We start from the raw sequence: 16,205 nt of genomic DNA, 5'->3' as shown, positions 1-16,205 counted from the left end.
CCGCATGACCCCTCCCCGCACCGACCGCGGCCGACTGCTTTTGGTCCTCACCGTCGCCGCCGCCGTCACGGTCTTCACCGCGACCGTGCCGCTGCTGCGCGACTGGTTCGACCTGCGCGTCTACTACGGGGCCGTCAACAGCTGGATCCACCACGGCGGACGGATCTACGACTACCAGGTGCCGGGGACGACGTACGGCTTCACGTACCCGCCGTTCGCCGCCGTCAGCATGCTGCCCATGGCCCTCGTCGGTCTGCACACCGCGATCGTCGGCTCCCTGCTGCTCAACCTGGCGGCCCTGGCACTGGTGCTGCACGTGCTGACCGACGGGGCATGGCGCCGCTACGGCTGGTTCGGCTGCGCCCTGGGCGCCTGTCTGCTCGCCCTGTTCGAACCACTCCGCGACACCTTCAGCTTCGGGCAGGTCAACCTTCTGCTGCTGGCCCTCGTGCTGGCGGACGCCTGGCTGCTCGGCACAGGGCGGGAACGCCGGGCGGGCGTCGGCATCGGCCTCGCGGCCGCGATCAAACTGACCCCGGCTGTCTTCATCGGACTGCTCCTGCTCGCCCGCCGATGGCGTGCCGCCGCCGTCGCGACGGCCGTCGCGGCCGCGGCGACCGCGCTCGCCGGCCGGGTCACGCCGGGTGCCTCGCGTTTCTACTGGACCGAGGCCCTGTGGGACACCAGCCGGGTGGGCCGCCTCGACTACGTCTCCAACCAGTCGCTGCAGGGCATCCTGGCCCGCCTCGGCGAAGTGGACCGCAAGGTCTGGGCCGCGGCCGTCCTGGTGGTCCTCGGCATCTGGGCCTGGCGGACTCGCCGGGCGGTCGCGGCGGCGGACTGGCCGGCCGCGTTCGCCCTCACCGGCCTGACCGCCTGCCTCGTCAGCCCCATCACCTGGGTGCACCACCTCGTATGGCTGCTGCCGTCGTTCGCCGTGCTGATCCGCACCGGGCACGCGCGCGTGGCGGGCGCCCTGTACTCAGTGCTGTGCACCAGCGTCGTGTGGCTGTGGTTCCACGACGCGTCCGGCATCGACGGGTTCCTCGGCAGCAACACCTACACCTGGATCACCCTGGGCCTCCTGCTGTGGCTTCCGGTGGGTCAACTCCGTGGCGACACACCGCCCTTGCCCCGCAGCACCAGCGCCACTGCCCCTGCGCCCAGAACGGCGGCACCCGAGATGACGCCCGCCGCGGGCCATCCCGGCCCGCCGTCCGGGACGGCGACGGCCACGGGAGTGGCCTGGGGCCCCGGCCGCGGTCTGACCCGCAACCCGTCCAGCGAGCCCACCGGTTCGACCCGGCCGGCGGCGTCGAACCCCCAGTCGAGCAGTTCGCGTGCCTCCTCGTAGACCGTGAACCCGCCGCCCGCCTGAGGGTTCATGACCGTGACCAGGAGGGTGCGCCCGCCGCGACGGGCCGCGGCGACCAGGGTGTTGCCCGCGTTGCTGGTGTAGCCGTTCTTGACACCGATCAGCCCCGGGTACGGTTCCACGCCGTCCGCGCCGGTCAGCAGCCGGTTGGTGTTCTGGATGTCGTACGACCGTCCGCTGCCGCCCGGGAACTTCGCCAGGGCCGTGCCGCAGTACCGCGCGAAGTCCGGGTTGCGCAGTCCCTCCCGCCCGAACACCGCCAGGTCGTACGCCGACGACACCTGGCCGGGTGTGTCGTATCCGTCGGGCGACCGTACGTGTGTGTCGAGCGCGCCCAGGGAACGGGCCTTGGCCTGCATCCGCGTGGCCGTCTCATGCCAGCCGCCGTTCAACGAGGCCAGGACGTCCACGGCGTCGTTCCCGGAGTTGAGGAAGACTCCGCGCCACAGATCGGCGATCCGGTAGGTCTGCCCCTCGGCGACTCCGACCTTGCTGCTGCCCGGTCCGATGTCCTCCAACTCCCGTTCCTTCACCGTGTGTTCGATGCCGGCGGGCAGGGCGGGCAGCACGGTGAGGGCGAACAGGGTCTTGAGCGTGCTGGCCGGCGGCAGCCCGCGATGCGCGTCGTGCGCGGCCAGCACCTCGCCGGTGCCGGCGTCGGCCACCAGCCAGGACAACGCGGAGACCTCCGGTACCCCGGGCGCCCCACGACGGGTCCGGACCTGGGTGCCCTCGCGGTACAGGAACGACGGCTGCGGCGCCGCAGCCCGCGGCGCACCGGGCGGGGTGGGCTCCGCACCGGCGGCGGCCGCGACGGGCGCGAGAGCCAGGACACCGGCCACGCAGAGGGCACAGGTGGAGACGGCTGTCCGGGACCTGAATTCGGTGATCATATGATCAACGTAGGAATCTGTCCGAGGTGCGTGCCGGTGACCGGGCCATGACGCGGCTTGCTAGCACCCGGATGCCGCAACGTGGGGGCGGACGGCAACGTGGGGCGGACGGCGAAGGTCCGTGACAGGCCTCCTCCGCGCATGGATGCTCGCGACACGCGCAACATGTCGAGTGCGACAAACAACGTTTTGATACGTTGATCACAGTATTCCGGGCGGCTCACCCCCGTTGAGGAACCCGGGATGCACACCTGCGCATAGACCCCGTAGGTGCGGGTCCCGGGCGCCACGCACTCCCCCGATGAGTGGCGCCCGGGACCACGAACTCCGCTGTTCCGGCACAGGCCGGAGGCGGCCGTGAGGTCCTGGTGACACGGACCTATTCGGCGAGCTTCCCTTCGGTCGAGACCTCTTCCATCAGAGTGGCGATCTCGTCCGGGACCGCCGGAATGCTCTCGTGGGTGATGCCCGTCGACGGGGACCACACGAGATTGACCCGCAGAGCGGGATCCATGTCGGGATAGTCGCTGCGGTTGTGACAGCCACGTGTCTCCCGACGCTCCAGTGCCGCTTCGAGGGTGGCGCGGGCGGCAAGGGCGGCGGACTTGAGGTCAAAGGCGTGCGCGAGGTCCTGATAGCCCGCGATGTCCGGGTGCACGCCCACGTCGTCCATCCTCTTCTCGATCACCGTGAGCTCCGCCAGCCCGGCGCGCAGGCCTTCTTCGTCGCGTACCACTCCGGCGTGCTCCGTCATGGTGTCGCGGATGGCACGCTGCAGGGCACGCACGTTCTCCGGCCCGTCGGCGGCGAGGAGATCGTCCATCTCGGCGCGGGCCTCCGCGACGGCCGACGCCGAGCGTGGCTGCGCGGTCAGGGACTCCGAATAGGCGGCCGCCGCCCGGCCCGTGAGGCGGCCGAAGACGAGCAGTTCGATGAGGCTGTTCCCGCCGAGACGGTTGGCGCCGTGCAGCCCGCTCGACGCCTCGCCGATGGCGTACAGGCCACGCACATCGGTGCTGTGGTCCTCGGGACGCACCCACACGCCGCCCATCGAATAATGGGCGGTGGGCGCGATCTCGATGGGTTCGCGCGTGATGTCCAGCATCTGCAGGTCCAGCAGAGTCTGGTAGACGCGGGGGAGCCGCGTCATGATCGTCCGCCGTGGCAGGTGCGAGACGTCGAGCCACACGCCTCCCTTGGGGGTCCCGCGCCCTTCCTTGATCTCCGTGTAGGAGGCCAGGGCCACGCGGTCGCGGGTGGACAGCTCCATGCGGGCGGGGTCGTAGCGGGTCATGAACCGCTCCCCGAGGGCGTTGCGCAGGATCCCGCCCTCACCCCGGGCGGCCTCGCTCACCAGCGTGCCGGCCGCGTTCTCCGGCTCGATGATCCCGGAAGGATGGAACTGGACCAGTTCGGCGTCGCGCAGCCGGGCACCGGCCCCCACGGCCAGGCGGAAGGAGTCGCCCGTGTTCTCGTCGCGCCGTGAGGAGGTGCGCCGCCAGATCCGGGTGTGGCCGCCCGCAGCGAGAATGACCGCGTCGGCGTGGATCAGGTAGCGCCTGCCGCTCGTGAGGTCGAAGCCGTAGGCACCGAAGACCGCTCCGTCGTGCGCCAGGAGCCTGGTGATGTACACGCCCTCGAGTACGGGGATGTCGAGCTGTTCCGCGCGCCTGATCAGCGTGCGCTGGATCTCCAGGCCGGTGTAGTCGCCCGCGAAGGCGGTCCGCCGGAACTTGTGCGCGCCGAAGAACCGCTGCGAGATACGGCCGTCCTCCTCCCTGGCGAAGGCCATCCCGTAGCGCTCAAGGTCGTCGATGCCGCGGGCGGCGCCCTGCGTCACGATCTCGACGGTGCGAGGGTCGGCCAGCAGATAGCTCTCCTTGAGAGTGTCCGCCGCGTGCTGTTGCCAGCTGTCCTCGGGATCCATGGTGGCGAGGGCCGCGTTGATGCCACCGGCGGCAAGTGCCGTGTGGGCGTCGTCCTTGGGGCGCTTGCCGACCGCGAGGACGTCGACACCGGCCTCGGCCAGCTCGATCGCTGCTCGCAGTCCGGCTCCGCCGGTACCGATCACCAGCACCATGGTGGAAAGACGTTGTTCGGTGATAGCCACGGTCTTCTCCGATCGACAAGGTTGTCATTCACTAGGACCGGAACATCGGGGTTTCTGTGACAGTGACCGGTGCTGTCGCTCGCTCATGCCTGTCGGCCTGCGGCTGGTTCGGGCGGGCCGGAAGCCCTGTCACCGTCCATGGGAATCAAGCGTGATGGTTGTCGGCGTTCCTCGCGAGGCCATCCGTGCGTAGGGACACAGCGCATCTGCCTGCTCCAGGAGTGGAGCGGCGATTCCTGGATCGATACCCGGCCATTTGACCACCAGATGGACCTGCAGCAGATAACCGCCGTCTTCCGGATCCCGCCCGAATGCCACGGTCGTCCCAATGGAGATCGCGGCGGGATCGAGCGCCTCCTGCCGTGCCACCAGACTCAGTGCGCCGTGGAAGCAGGCCGCGAATCCGGCGGCGAACAGCTGCTCGGGATTGGTTCCGCGGCCGTCCCCTCCCAGTTCTGCCGGCATGCGCAGGTCGATGTCCAGGACACCGTCGTCCGAGCGCGCTTTTCCCGAGGCCCGCCCATGAGTTGCCTCCCCGCCGCTCACGGTCACCGTGGTCGTGTAGATGGGGGCGAAGGATTCGCCGCCGAAGTCCTTGTCGGTCGACAATGCGGGCAACCGAAACTGCTCGTTCAACGCGTCACTCCGACAGCACTCGGGGACCCGGGATTCCGGACAACGAGTTGACCGGCAAGTGCCGCCTTCTGTGACGCAGGGCGGACCGCCTCAGCTGTCCTGCGAAGCCACGTACGGCGCCAGTTTCTCCGGATTCATGACCCACATAAGGCGTTCGATGCCGCGCGTCGACACTTCGGCGGACAAGAGAGCCACAGCGTTTCCGCCGGCCGAGACCAGAACGGCCGGCCTGCCGTTCGCCTCGACCCAGCGGACGTCCGACTGCGGCCAGAAGCGCGGGGCGAAGGCGGCGAGGTATTTGGCGACACGCAGACGTCCGACGACCGGAATCCTGGATGCTCCGCGCACGCCGCCACCGTCGGCGTAGCTGACCACGTCCGCCGTGAGAACGTCTTCGAGCACCGCCAGATCGCCGGTCTGCGCCGCGGCGAGGAACACCTCCAGCAGCCTACGGTGAGCTTCGGGGCTCGCGGGCTCCCGGCGTTCCGCCGTCAGGTGTTTGCGGGCGCGGCTCACCAGCTGTCGCGTATTGGCCTGGCTCGTCTCCAGCATGTCCGCGATCTGCCGGTAGGGATAGTCGAAGGCTTCCCTCAGCACATACGCGGCCCGTTCCACGGGATTCAGCTTTTCGAGGAGGAAGAGGACCGCCAGGTCGAGCGCCTCCGCTCGTTCCGCGCCCAGTTGCGGGTCTGCCGTGGTGTCGACCGGTTCCGGCAGCCAGGGCCCGGTGTAGGACTCACGTCGCTTGCGTGCGGACTGAGCCAGGTTGATCGCCAGCCGCGAGGTGATCGTGGCCAGGAACGCCGTCGGGTCGAGAACGTCGGCGCGGTCGGTCCTCTGCCAGCGCAGCCACGCGTCCTGGACGATGTCCTCGGCTTCCACGGCGCTGCCCAGCACGCGGTAGGCGATGCCGAAGAGCTGGGGACGCGCCGCCATGAAATCCCTCGTTGCCTTGTCGAGAGAGTCGGCGTCATCCCCGGCGCGCATAGGTGTCCTCCAGATGTGGATCACCATGCTACAAGCAGGCTCGTCACCGCACTCGAAGCCCGGTGGCGACGTGATCCACAGCCAGGACGGTGCTGGGCCCGTTGATGCCAGTGGCCTGTTTCCATGCCGTGGATCGGGTGGCGTGGAGACAGGCCGTGGGCGGCGGGCAGGGTGGGCGCCGATCAGCCGAACATGCCGGGCTGGTAGTCCCCGGCGGGCTGCTGGACGATGAGGTTCACACGGTTGTACGCGTTGATGACCGCGATGAGGGAGACCAGTGCTGCGAGCTGGTCCTCGTCGAAGTGCTTCGCGGCGTTCTCCCACGCCTCGTCGGTGACACCGCCCGCCGCATCGGCGGTGCGGGTGCCCTGCTCGGCCAGCTCCAGGGCGGCACGCTCGGCCTCGGTGAACACCTTGGCCTCACGCCACGCAGCGACCAGGTTGAGGCGCTGCGCCGTCTCGCCTTCGGCTGTGGCGTCCTTGGTGTGCATGTCCGTGCAGAAACCACAGCCGTTGATCTGGCTTGCGCGGATCTTCACCAGTTCCTGCGTCGTGGTCGGCAGGGTCGAGTCCCACACCAGCTTGTTGGCGGAGTTGATGTGCTTCAGGACCTTTCCCGCGAGGGGGTGGCCGAAGAAGTTGAGACGCGGTTCCATGGGGATCTCCTTGCCCTGTTGCGGATACACACCTACTGACAGGGGTGGCCCGTGACGTGTGACAGCTCTTCGGGTATGACCTGCGTCTCAGCGTTTCGACGGTGTGGGCCGAATTCACCCGCGACGGGGGAAGCCTTCGCCATCGGGCCTTGCCAGGTTGGACGGGCACGCGCGCGGGACGGGAACAGCGGTGCTCGCATGCCTGGGGACGCGCCGGCGGGAAGGAGGGGCCGCTCATGCAGCGCCATGCTCCGATCGGGGATCGGGAGCCGGTCGGAGACACGCGGACCGCGGCGCTGGTTCTGGCCCTGATCACGGCGGCCCTCTCCCTCGACCACGAGATGGGCGTGGTCGTCCGAGAAGGCCACCGATCCGCGTATGCCGCATGGTCCCTTCGCAGGGCCGTCCGGCCGTGCGAAGGGACCATGCGGCCGTCTTTGCCAGGCGTATGTCCGGAAAGAATGGGATCCTGAAGCGAGGGGAACGCTGCCCATGACATGACGGACAGTGGTGGTGAGCGCCGTGTCTGCATTCGAGGAGTACGTTCCGGCGTCGGCCGACGGAAGCGTCGATCCGCTGGGGGACCCCTTCCTGCGCACCCGGTTCGCGCTGCCGGCCAGGCCCGGCGCGTTCCTGCGGCGGCAGCGGCTGAACCGGCACCTCGACCAGGCTCTGGGCGCTCCGCTGACCATGGTCAACGGCTCCGCCGGCGCGGGCAAGACCCTGCTGGTCGCCGACTGGGCCGCACACCTGGACCGGCCGGTCGCCTGGCTCACCCTCGAGTCGGACGAGCAGCGGCCCGGCATGTTCTGGGCTTATCTCCTGCAGGCCCTGCGCGTCTGCGGGATGCCGCTGTCCGACCCCGCCGCCCGCCCGGCGGACGCCGGCCGCGTGGACCACAGGGTGCTGTCGGCGATAGCCGGTGAACTCAACGACCGTGACCAGGCAGCGACCGTCGTCCTCGACGAGTACGACCGCGTGAGCGCGCCCGAGGTCGCGGAGCAGCTGGAGTTCGTGCTGAACCACGCCGGCGAGGGGCTGCGGCTGATCCTCGTCACCCGCACCGAACCCATGCTCCCGTTGCATCGCTACCGGGTGGCCGGCGCGCTGACCGAGATCCGCGGCGCCGAGTTGGCCTTCACCCCGGAGGAGGCCCTCGACCTGCTGGAGGTGCACGGTCTGCGCCTTCCCCTGGACGCGGCGCGCGCTCTGGTGGACCGCACCCGGGGCTGGGCCGCCGGCCTGCGCCTGTGCGCCCTGGCCGCGCTGGAGAGCCCGGACCCGGAGACGTATCTCAAGGAGTTCGAGGCGGACCGGAGCACGGTCGCCGACTTCCTGCTGGCCGAGGTGCTCAAGCAGCAGACGGAACAGACGGAGGACCTCCTGCTGCGGGCCAGCGTGCTGGAGAGCTTCTGCCCCGATCTGGTGAACGCCCTGACGCAGCGGACCGATGCCGAACGCATCCTGGCCCGGCTGCACCGCGAGAACGCCTTCGTCGAGGATCTTGGACACTCCTGGTACCGCCTGCACCCGCTGTTCGGGGAGATACTCCGGGCCCATCTGCGCGAGCGCTGCCCCGGTCTTGAGCCCGAACTGCACCGGCGGGCCGCCCTGTGGCTGCAACGCTCCGGCTCCCTCCCGGAGACCCTCGCCCACGGCGCCGCCGCGGGCGACTGGGACTTCACCGCCGGGGCCCTCGTGGACGACCTGGCGATCGGACAGTTCTTCACCGGTCTGCGCTCCGAGGACCTGACCCGGCTCTTCTCCCGGATGGGGCCCGATGCCACGAGCCCCGCGACGGAACTCGTGCGCGCCGCATGCGACCTGTCCCGCAGCGACCTCGACCGTGGACTGGCCCACCTCCACCATGCCGAGGAACGGCTGACCGGCGACCTGTCCGACCCCGCGGCCGCGCAGCTGAGCTGTGCGCTGCTGGAGGCCCTGGCCGCCCGCCTGACCGGGTCCCCCGCACAGGCGGAACAGGCTGCCGAAACCGCCGAGGAGGCGCAACAGGACGTTCCCGCACACCTGCTGGACAAGCATCCCGAGTTGCCCGCCCTCCTGATGACCCACCTGGGCACGACGCGACTGTGGGCAGGGCGGTTCGAGGAGGCGCAGGCCGCTCTGTCCACGGTGATCCGCTCGCCCGGGGGAGTCTCGACCCTGCTCCCCCGGGAGGAGTCGATGGGCCACCTGGCGCTGATCGACTACCTCAACGGCTGGCCCGGCAGAGCGGAGGACAAGGCCCTGGAGGCGGTGACCGAGACGGAGCGCTTCAGACTCGACCACCCCTCAGGCTCCGGCATCGAGCGACTGGTGCTGGCCGCCGTGGCCGTCGACCGCAACGAACTGGGCCGGGCCCAGGCCCTCCTCGACGAGGCAGCCGAACTCCCCGACGCGATACCGGACCCGGTGACGGCCGCCGGACGGGCCATCGCCACGGCGCGGCTCCGGTTGGCCCGGGGCGACGCGCGAGCCGCCGTCGAGGCGGCCGCCCCGGTGGTCTCCACCGCCGTGGCCTCACCGTGGGCGGAGAGCCACGCGGTACTGGTCGTCTCCGCCGCACACCTCGCCGAAGGACGGTCCGAAACCGCCGCCGAGCTGCTCCGAACCGTTCCCGACAGCCAGCCCGCGTGCGCCGTGGAGGCCGCTCGCCTCCACCTCGTCGCAGGCCGTCCGGATGCCGCGATCGACCTCCTCGACAGCATCCGGGCCGACAGCCGAACCGGTCCGGCGGTGACCGTCCGGGCGGCACTCGTGAGAGCGCAGGCCGCGCACGGCGCGGGGGATTCGGCCACCGCCCGCGCACTGGTGGCACAGTCGCTCGTGCAGGCCCGGCACGAGCGGTTGCGCCGGCCCTTCCTCGAAGCCGGACAGTGGATCCGCCCTCTCCTGGCCACCGCGCCCCTCCAGCAGTTGGCCGAGGGCTGGCTCGTGCCCGGCACCTGGCGACACGACGAACCGGTCGGAGCCGGGATGCCCCTCTGGCCCCTCGTCGTGGAGGAGCTGAGCGGCCGTGAGCACGATGTGCTCGAACGGCTGGCCCAGATGATGTCGACGGAGGAGATCGCCGCCGACCTGTACGTGTCGGTGAACACGGTGAAGACACACCTCAAGAGCCTGTACCGGAAGCTGGGCGTGAACCGCCGCAGCGCCGCGGTACACCGTGCGCGGGACCTGCGGCTGCTGTGAACACGGATCGCATCGCCCGCGGCGGGTGAGGCGCCGGACGACCTCCTCGGTTGGGATGGGAATGGCGGCCGGCTCCACCGCCGCTCCGGGCCGACTCGGCGAGGTGGACACCGTGACACGATGGCGAGCTCTGATCGTCCTGGGCACGGCCCAGTTCCTGATGGTCCTTGACACCTCCGTCATGAACGTGTCGATCAGCCAGCTCGTCGAGGACTTCGACACCGAGGTCACCGCCATCCAGACCGTGATCACGCTGTACGCGCTGGTCATGGCCGCGTTCATGATCATCGGTGGCCGGTTCGGCGACATCGTGGGGCGCCGCCGTCTCTTCTTCATCGGACTGATCGTCTACGGCACGGGATCGGCCCTGACCGCGGTGGCCCCCACCGTGTGGGTGCTCGCGCTGGGCTGGTCGGTCATCGAGGGGCTCGGCGCCGCCATGGTGCTGCCGTCCATGGCCGCTCTCGTCGCGGAGACCTACCGCGGGCGGGACCGTGCCGTCGCCTACGGCGTCATCGGCGGACTCGCCGGCGCGGGGATCGCGGTCGGCCCGCTGCTGGGCGGCTGGGTGACGACGTACCTCACCTGGCGGCTCGTCTTCGCCGGTGAGGTCGTGGTCGTCGTGGCCGTCCTGTGCTGCCGCCGGATGATCACCGAACCCGTCCGGATCGGACCCCGCCACCGGCTGGACGGAGTCGGCGCCGTGCTGTCGGCGGGCGGTCTGGCCCTCGGCGTCCTCGGCGTGCTGCAGAGCAGTACCTGGGGATGGCTACAGCCCCGCAACCCTCCCTTCACCGTCCTGGGCTTCTCCCCGACGCTGTTCGTCGTCGGCGCCGGGGCGGTCGTCCTCGCCCTGTTCGTCCACTGGGAGCGGCGGCGGGAGGCGCAGGACGCCGAGCCTCTCGTACACCTGGCCCTGCTGCACAAACGGGCTCTGCGCTCCGGTCTGATGACGCTGCTGAGCCAGAACCTCATCCTGCTGGGACTGTTCTTCGTCATCCCGCTGTACCTGCAGGTGGTGCAGGGCTTCGACGCGTTCCAGACCGGACTTCGGCTGCTCCCGGTGTCCGTCACGATGCTCGCGGCCTCCGTGCTCGCCTCCTCGCTGGGCCGGGTGGTGGGGCCGCGCCGGGTGGTCCGGCTGGCCCTGCTGACGCTGGTGGGAGCAATCGTGTGGCTGCTGGCCACCATCGACCCGGTCATCGACGACGCGCAGTTCGCCGGAGCCATGGCGCTGCTGGGCGTGGGTACCGGCCTGCTCGCCTCGCAGTTGGGCAACGTCGTCCAGTCCAGTGTCGGCGAGGAGGAGCGCAGCGAGGTCGGAGGGCTGCAGTTCACGGCGCAGAACCTGGGCTCCGCGCTGGGCACGGCACTCATCGGGTCCATCCTCGTCGGCGCACTGGCCCAGGCGTTCACCACGCAGGTGGCCGACGATCCCCGGCTGTCCGAGGAGGCCCGCACCCAGACCGGTGTGGCTCTGGAGTCGGGGATCTCCTTCGTCAGCACCGAGCAGGTGCGTTCGGCGGCCGAGAGCGCCGGTCTGCCCTCGTCCGAGGTCGACGCCCTCGTGGACTCGTACGCCTCGGCGCAGCTCGACGGCCTGAAGGCGGCGATCCTCGCCACCGGCGGTGTGACGCTGGCCAGTTTCCTCGTCACCTCCAGCCTGCCGGCCGGCCAGAAGCGGCGTACGGAAGATTCCGGTGCCGATACATCGTCCGGAGCCGTCGGATCGACGCAGTGAACCCCCAGGGAGGCCCCGATGTCCAGGACCGACGGCACCGCGGTCCGCGCGCGCGGCGCCGAGCGCCGGGACCACGCGGACTACACCGGCGGCGTCTACGGATCGATGCTCGCGGCCTCCGTGGTGATCGGGGCCGGCACCCTGGGCTCTTTCCCGCGCGTCGAGCTGGTGGTGCTGTTGCTGCTCACCGGCGTGGTGTTCTGGATCGCGCACGTCCACGCCCAGCTGTTCGGGGCGCGGCTGGCGCAGCGGCCCCTGGACCGCCAGGTCGTGCTGCACGTCTGCCGCGACGAGTGGCCCATCGTCAAGGCCGCCGTCCCGCCCGCCGCCGCGGTGGCCCTCAGCCCGCTCCTGGGCCTGGACGTACAGGGCGCCGTCTGGCTGGCACTGTCCGTCGCCGTGGCCGGGCAGGTGGGCTGGTCCGCCGCCGCGGCACGCCGCACCGGCGCCACCTGGCGCCTGGTCGCGACCACTGCCTCGGTGAATCTGCTGCTGGGCCTGGTGATCATCTCGTTCAAGATCGTTCTGAAACACTGACCGAGGCCACCCGCGGGAGTACGACCCATGCGCTACGAGATCCGAGTCGACGGACACCTGTCGAAGGCGCTTGCCGAGGCCTTCCCGGAGCTGGATCACGTGGTGATGTCCGGTCAGACCGTCCTGTTCGGTCCCGTCATCGACGAGGCGCAGCTGTTCGGACTGCTGGCCCGCTGCCGGTCACTGGGCCTGCGCGTCGTGGAGATGCGTCAGCTGCCGGAGTGACCCGACCCAGGCCGTTGCGCTCAGAGATCCTGCGCCGTGATCCGGCCCGAGCGGGAGGCGGCCGCCAGCGCATCGAAGTCGCGCTCGTTCTGGTCGGCGTAGGACTGCGCGAAAGCGGCGAGCGCGCGGTCGAAGCGGTCGCTGCCGCCGAGGTACGCGGAGATGGCGATGGGATCCCCTGAACGAGCGTGCGCCCGCGCCAGGGACGCCCCGCACAGCCGGGCGAAGAGGCGGAACAGAGGCGGGTCCATGGTCTCCGGCCGCGCGATGCCCTTCCAGTCCCGCAGCTGACGTACATAGAAGTCGCGGCCCTGCCCGTCGAGGCCGGTCACATGCGTCCAGCCCAGCAGGATGTCACTGGTGGTCTGGATCAGACGCTGTCCGGTCACGACCCGGCGGCCCTGGTTGTCGTCGTGGTCGCCACCCGTCTGGGCGGCCAGCACCGATTCCCCTGCTTCCTTCGCCTGCAGCAGAAGGGGGTCGTCGTCGTTGCGGCCGAGCAGGAGAATGATCCAGCAGCGGGTGCCGACACTGCCGACGCCCACCACCTTGCGAGCCATGTCCACCAGGCGGAAGTGGCGCAGCAGATGCCGGCGTTCGGACGGCAGGGTCTTTGCGTATCCCTCCACCACGGTCCGCAGTTCCTTCTCCTGTCCGTCGGACCTCGCGTCGGTCAGCAGATCCCTGAGCGGAGTGATCAGCGGTGGGTCCGGTGTGATGCGCCGGCCCTCGTCCGTGGCCTGCGTGAGCTTTGCGAAGGCCTGCAGATGTGTACGGGTGCGGGCCTGCTCCGTGGCCCGGGCGGTGCGGTGCCGGGACTTCTTGTCCATCGACGAGGCCAACAGCTGCTGCAGGCCGGCGACATCGTCCTGGGCGTACCAGATGTCCAGGGTGCGCATGCCGGCGAATTCGCGCATCCGCTCCCGGTAGGCCCGCACACAGGTCCGCACGGCCGCGTCCTGCTCCTTGACGGAGTAGCCGTTCGCCCTGCTCGCTATCGCGAAGCTGGCCGCCAGACGCTTGACGTCCCATTCGAACGGCCCGGGCAGGGTCTCGTCGAAGTCGTTGATGTCGAAGACCAGATGGCGCTCCGGCGAGGCGAGCAGCCGGAAGTTCAGCAGGTGGGCGTCTCCGCAGAGCTGCACGTGCAGCCCGGTGTTCGGTCCGGGGCCCAGATCCATCGCCATGATCGCCGCCGCACCACGATAGAAGCGGAACGGCGACTCGAGCATGCGGCCGTACCGGATCGGGACCAACTCCGGTACCCGAGTGGCCGATTGGCGCTCTAGCACCTCGATCGGGTCGGGCCGTCGCGGGCCCGGCTCGAAGCTGCCGTGGCGCGAGCGCGGCGCTCGGCCACGGGCGTCCCTGCCACAGGCCACCCGCTCGGCCTGCGACAGGGAGACCGTCAAGGAGTTCGTGGTGGTCATGGCTGAACCTCCTGGTCCGGAGTCCTCGGATCCGGCGGGTGGGTCCCCGACGGCGCCCGGCCCTGCGGCGCGCCCGCCGGCACCCGCGCGACGACGTCCGACCGCACCTCCCGCGAGAACACCGGCGCCACGCCCCGCGGACCGCACGCGAGTCGCGCGAAGACCCCGTCCGGGCAGCCTGACAATCGGTCATGTCTGTCTCTTCGTTCGCGTCCGTCTCTTCGTTCCGTCGCGCCGGCAGTGCGGTGAGCGCCTCCGGACCCCACCCCACCGGCACGACGGGGCCGCCGGATCACCCGTAGGGGGTGACCCGTGCCGCGGCGACGCGCGGGATCCTGATCCGGAGCGGTCCCGCACGCCGCCCCGTCGGCGGTCCGCAACGACCGCTCGATCACGCGAGGAGGAGCCATGACCGTGTCGCGTGGTCCGGCACCGCGTACCGGACCGGAGCACAGTCCCGACGGGGCGGTCCCGGACCAGGAGGGCGCTTCCGCGGAAGTGCTGGAGCGCCTCGGCCGTTCCTGGACCTGGATCCTCGGCTCCGCCGTCGCGACGCTCGTGCCCGGCGTCCTGGTCCTGGTCTGGCCGGACGAGACCCTGCACGTGCTGGCGGTCCTCATCGGCCTGTACCTGCTGGTGATCGGGTCGTTCCGGTTCGTCGCCGTCTTCGCCCGGGACGGGCACGGGGAGCGGCTCCCCGGGCTGCTCATCGCCGTCCTGTACGTCCTGGCCGGAGTGCTGTGCCTGCGCAACCCGCTGCAGACCATCGCCGCGCTCTCGCTCATCGTCGGTGTCGTCTGGCTCGTGTCGGGCATCCTGACGCTCTACACGGCCATCGCCGCCCAGGAGTTGCCGCACCGCGGCGTCGTCCTGGGTCTCGCGGTGCTCGCCATCGTCGCCGGGATCGTCGTCCTCGCCCTGCCGGCCGAGTCGGCCCGGGCACTGACCCGGCTGCTCGGCCTGTGGCTCGTGCTGCTCGGCCTGGCCGAGGCGGCGCTCGCCCTCGCCTGGCGGGCGGCACTGCGCAAGTCCGGCATCACGGGGCGGCCCGGGACCGACCCGAGCGTCTGAACCCGATCTGCGCTGAGGACTGCCGAGGCCGCCGCGCCCATTCGTCCGGGCCGCCGCGAAGGAGCCGGGTGCGCACCGCCGACGAACCGGGGCACGCGGTCCCGTGAACCGCGCCACGCCTTCCCGACGCGGTTTCGCGCCACTGCTCCGGCGGAGGTCCGGTCAGTGGGCCGCCACCTCGTCCCGCCCACCGCCACGCACTGAACCAGGGCCTGCCCAGGGCGAGGGCGTCTCCTCCCGCCCACGACGCTCACCCGTGCCGGGTGAGGCCGCCTCGCCCTTGCCGTGGGCACGCTGAGACCGCACAAACAGGCGGGCGGGCGAACGCCCGGGACCGGAGGAGAGACATGAGCGCGTCGACGTACCTCGCGTACGACTTTCCGCTGCTGAGCGCCTTCTGGACGATGCTGTGGTTCTTCCTGTGGATCATGTGGTTCGTCCTGCTCTTCCGGGTCGTCGTCGACATCTTCCGTGACGATGGCATGAGCGGCTGGGCCAAGGCCGGCTGGCTGGTGTTCGTCATCGTGCTGCCCTTCCTGGGCGTCTTCGTCTACGTGATCGCCCGCGGTAAGAACATGGGCCACCGGGAGATCGCCCAGGCACGGGCGCAGCAGCAGGCCTTCGACTCGTACATCCGCGACACCGCCAAGGGCGGAGAAAAGTCCAGCAGCGTCGACGAACTCGCCAAGCTCTCCGAGATCCGCGCCCGCGGTGACATCACGGACGAGGAGTTCGCCAGGGCCAAGGACCTGGTCCTGACCGGCCATGGTCCCGCGACGCACTCCGGTGCCTCAGCCGCCCCCCACGGGCGCTGAGCACGCCGGACCGACCGAAAAACGAGGCATCAGGATGACTGCGACACACACCGCACACGCGCCGACGACGAAGCAGAACTGGGCTGCCGGTCTGATGGTCTTCGCGGCCGTGATGCTGATGATCGCCGGACTGCTCGCCATTTTCCGCGGCATCATGGCGATCGCCGAGGACGACGTGTTCGTCAACACGCGCAACTACGTCTTCCAGTTCGACCTGACCGGGTGGGGCTGGATCCACCTCGTGCTGGGCGCGGTCGGCGTACTCGTCAGCTTCGGTCTGTTCCAGGCGGCGACGTGGGCGCGCGTCGCGGGCGTCGCCATCGCCGGACTCATCGTCATCGCCAACTTCCTGTCCGTGCCGTACTACCCGGTCTGGTCGGTCGTGATGATCGCGATGTCGGGGTTCATCATCTGGGCCCTGTGCGTGGTCCGGCGCGACGAGTCCTTCGAGCCGTTCGAGCGCCCGCCGCACGACGTCTGAGGCGGTTATCCGGTACGGGCACCCGCCGGTGACCTGAGGTTCGGCGTACGCCATGT

The 16,205-nt window shown here is 70.2% G+C and carries 13 protein-coding genes and 1 pseudogene; 8 read left to right on the top strand and 6 right to left on the bottom strand.

What is annotated here, in order from left to right; genetic code table 11:
- Positions 1-4 precede the first annotated feature (4 nt).
- The gene (locus ACYUED_RS02925) at positions 5-1,354 is read left to right on the top strand and encodes a glycosyltransferase 87 family protein (RefSeq protein ID WP_491294810.1); all 1,350 of its coding nucleotides are present in this window, start codon (positions 5-7) and stop codon (positions 1,352-1,354) included.
- A gap of 35 nt (positions 1,355-1,389) precedes the next feature.
- Here ACYUED_RS02925 and ACYUED_RS02920 read toward each other — a convergent pair.
- From ACYUED_RS02920 to ACYUED_RS02900, 5 genes and pseudogenes are all read right to left on the bottom strand, one after another.
- Positions 1,390-2,268: pseudogene (locus ACYUED_RS02920) on the bottom strand (D-alanyl-D-alanine carboxypeptidase family protein); the annotation flags it as partial.
- 379 nt (positions 2,269-2,647) lie between these two features.
- Positions 2,648-4,348, bottom strand: a complete 1,701-nt coding sequence (locus ACYUED_RS02915; protein ID WP_491294809.1) for an L-aspartate oxidase — start codon at positions 4,346-4,348, stop codon at positions 2,648-2,650.
- Between the two features lie 159 nt (positions 4,349-4,507).
- Positions 4,508-5,014, bottom strand: coding sequence for an Ohr family peroxiredoxin (locus ACYUED_RS02910; RefSeq protein WP_491290745.1), 507 nt, complete (start codon positions 5,012-5,014; stop codon positions 4,508-4,510).
- 90 nt (positions 5,015-5,104) lie between these two features.
- Positions 5,105-6,001, bottom strand: coding sequence for an RNA polymerase sigma-70 factor (locus ACYUED_RS02905; RefSeq protein WP_491290744.1), 897 nt, complete (start codon positions 5,999-6,001; stop codon positions 5,105-5,107).
- Positions 6,002-6,183: 182 nt separating this feature from the next.
- Positions 6,184-6,657: a carboxymuconolactone decarboxylase family protein gene (locus ACYUED_RS02900; RefSeq protein WP_491290743.1), complete on the bottom strand. Its 474-nt coding sequence runs from the start codon at positions 6,655-6,657 to the stop codon at positions 6,184-6,186.
- A 522-nt stretch (positions 6,658-7,179) separates the two neighbouring features.
- Here ACYUED_RS02900 and ACYUED_RS02895 point away from each other — a divergent pair.
- The 4 genes from ACYUED_RS02895 (at position 7,180) to ACYUED_RS02880 (ending at position 12,352) form a co-directional block, all read left to right on the top strand.
- Positions 7,180-9,849, top strand: a complete 2,670-nt coding sequence (locus ACYUED_RS02895; protein WP_491290742.1) for a winged helix-turn-helix domain-containing protein — start codon at positions 7,180-7,182, stop codon at positions 9,847-9,849.
- A gap of 112 nt (positions 9,850-9,961) precedes the next feature.
- On the top strand, positions 9,962-11,590 hold the full coding sequence (locus ACYUED_RS02890; protein WP_491290741.1) for an MFS transporter: 1,629 nt from the start codon (positions 9,962-9,964) through the stop codon (positions 11,588-11,590).
- Positions 11,591-11,608: 18 nt separating this feature from the next.
- Positions 11,609-12,127 carry a hypothetical protein gene (locus ACYUED_RS02885; RefSeq protein WP_491290740.1) on the top strand — a complete coding sequence of 173 codons (519 nt, stop codon included), beginning with the start codon at positions 11,609-11,611 and terminating at the stop codon, positions 12,125-12,127.
- 27 nt (positions 12,128-12,154) lie between these two features.
- Positions 12,155-12,352 carry a DUF8691 family protein gene (locus ACYUED_RS02880; RefSeq protein ID WP_491290739.1) on the top strand — a complete coding sequence of 66 codons (198 nt, stop codon included), beginning with the start codon at positions 12,155-12,157 and terminating at the stop codon, positions 12,350-12,352.
- A gap of 20 nt (positions 12,353-12,372) precedes the next feature.
- Here the strand turns inward: ACYUED_RS02880 and ACYUED_RS02875 are convergent, their stop codons facing one another.
- Entirely contained in the window at positions 12,373-13,782 is a 1,410-nt protein-coding gene (locus tag ACYUED_RS02875) for a DUF2252 domain-containing protein (RefSeq protein ID WP_491290738.1), read from the bottom strand.
- A 408-nt stretch (positions 13,783-14,190) separates the two neighbouring features.
- On the opposite strand from ACYUED_RS02875, the gene ACYUED_RS02870 reads away from it, so the two are divergent.
- From ACYUED_RS02870 to ACYUED_RS02860, 3 genes are all read left to right on the top strand, one after another.
- Positions 14,191-14,853 carry an HdeD family acid-resistance protein gene (locus ACYUED_RS02870; protein ID WP_491290737.1) on the top strand — a complete coding sequence of 221 codons (663 nt, stop codon included), beginning with the start codon at positions 14,191-14,193 and terminating at the stop codon, positions 14,851-14,853.
- Between the two features lie 347 nt (positions 14,854-15,200).
- Positions 15,201-15,668 carry an SHOCT domain-containing protein gene (locus ACYUED_RS02865; protein WP_491290736.1) on the top strand — a complete coding sequence of 156 codons (468 nt, stop codon included), beginning with the start codon at positions 15,201-15,203 and terminating at the stop codon, positions 15,666-15,668.
- 34 nt (positions 15,669-15,702) lie between these two features.
- Positions 15,703-16,149: a DUF7144 family membrane protein gene (locus ACYUED_RS02860; protein ID WP_491290735.1), complete on the top strand. Its 447-nt coding sequence runs from the start codon at positions 15,703-15,705 to the stop codon at positions 16,147-16,149.
- The last annotated feature ends 56 nt before the right edge of the window (positions 16,150-16,205 follow it).

Source organism: Streptomyces sp. DF42 (assembly GCF_058267695.1).
The sequence above is the reverse complement of the archived record's forward strand: the minus strand, read 5'-3'. Positions and strand labels throughout refer to the sequence as shown.

What these genes read in the sequence shown, in the direction of transcription:
- ACYUED_RS02925 (WP_491294810.1), top strand. Translation starts at nt 5, where the DNA reads ATGACCCCTCCCCGCACCGACCGCGGCCGACTGCTTTTGGTCCTCACC.
- ACYUED_RS02915 (WP_491294809.1), bottom strand. Translation starts at nt 4,348, where the DNA reads ATGGTGCTGGTGATCGGTACCGGCGGAGCCGGACTGCGAGCAGCGATC.
- ACYUED_RS02905 (WP_491290744.1), bottom strand. Translation starts at nt 6,001, where the DNA reads ATGCGCGCCGGGGATGACGCCGACTCTCTCGACAAGGCAACGAGGGAT.
- ACYUED_RS02900 (WP_491290743.1), bottom strand. Translation starts at nt 6,657, where the DNA reads ATGGAACCGCGTCTCAACTTCTTCGGCCACCCCCTCGCGGGAAAGGTC.
- ACYUED_RS02885 (WP_491290740.1), top strand. Translation starts at nt 11,609, where the DNA reads ATGTCCAGGACCGACGGCACCGCGGTCCGCGCGCGCGGCGCCGAGCGC.
- ACYUED_RS02880 (WP_491290739.1), top strand. Translation starts at nt 12,155, where the DNA reads ATGCGCTACGAGATCCGAGTCGACGGACACCTGTCGAAGGCGCTTGCC.
- ACYUED_RS02875 (WP_491290738.1), bottom strand. Translation starts at nt 13,782, where the DNA reads ATGACCACCACGAACTCCTTGACGGTCTCCCTGTCGCAGGCCGAGCGG.
- ACYUED_RS02870 (WP_491290737.1), top strand. Translation starts at nt 14,191, where the DNA reads ATGACCGTGTCGCGTGGTCCGGCACCGCGTACCGGACCGGAGCACAGT.
- ACYUED_RS02865 (WP_491290736.1), top strand. Translation starts at nt 15,201, where the DNA reads ATGAGCGCGTCGACGTACCTCGCGTACGACTTTCCGCTGCTGAGCGCC.
- ACYUED_RS02860 (WP_491290735.1), top strand. Translation starts at nt 15,703, where the DNA reads ATGACTGCGACACACACCGCACACGCGCCGACGACGAAGCAGAACTGG.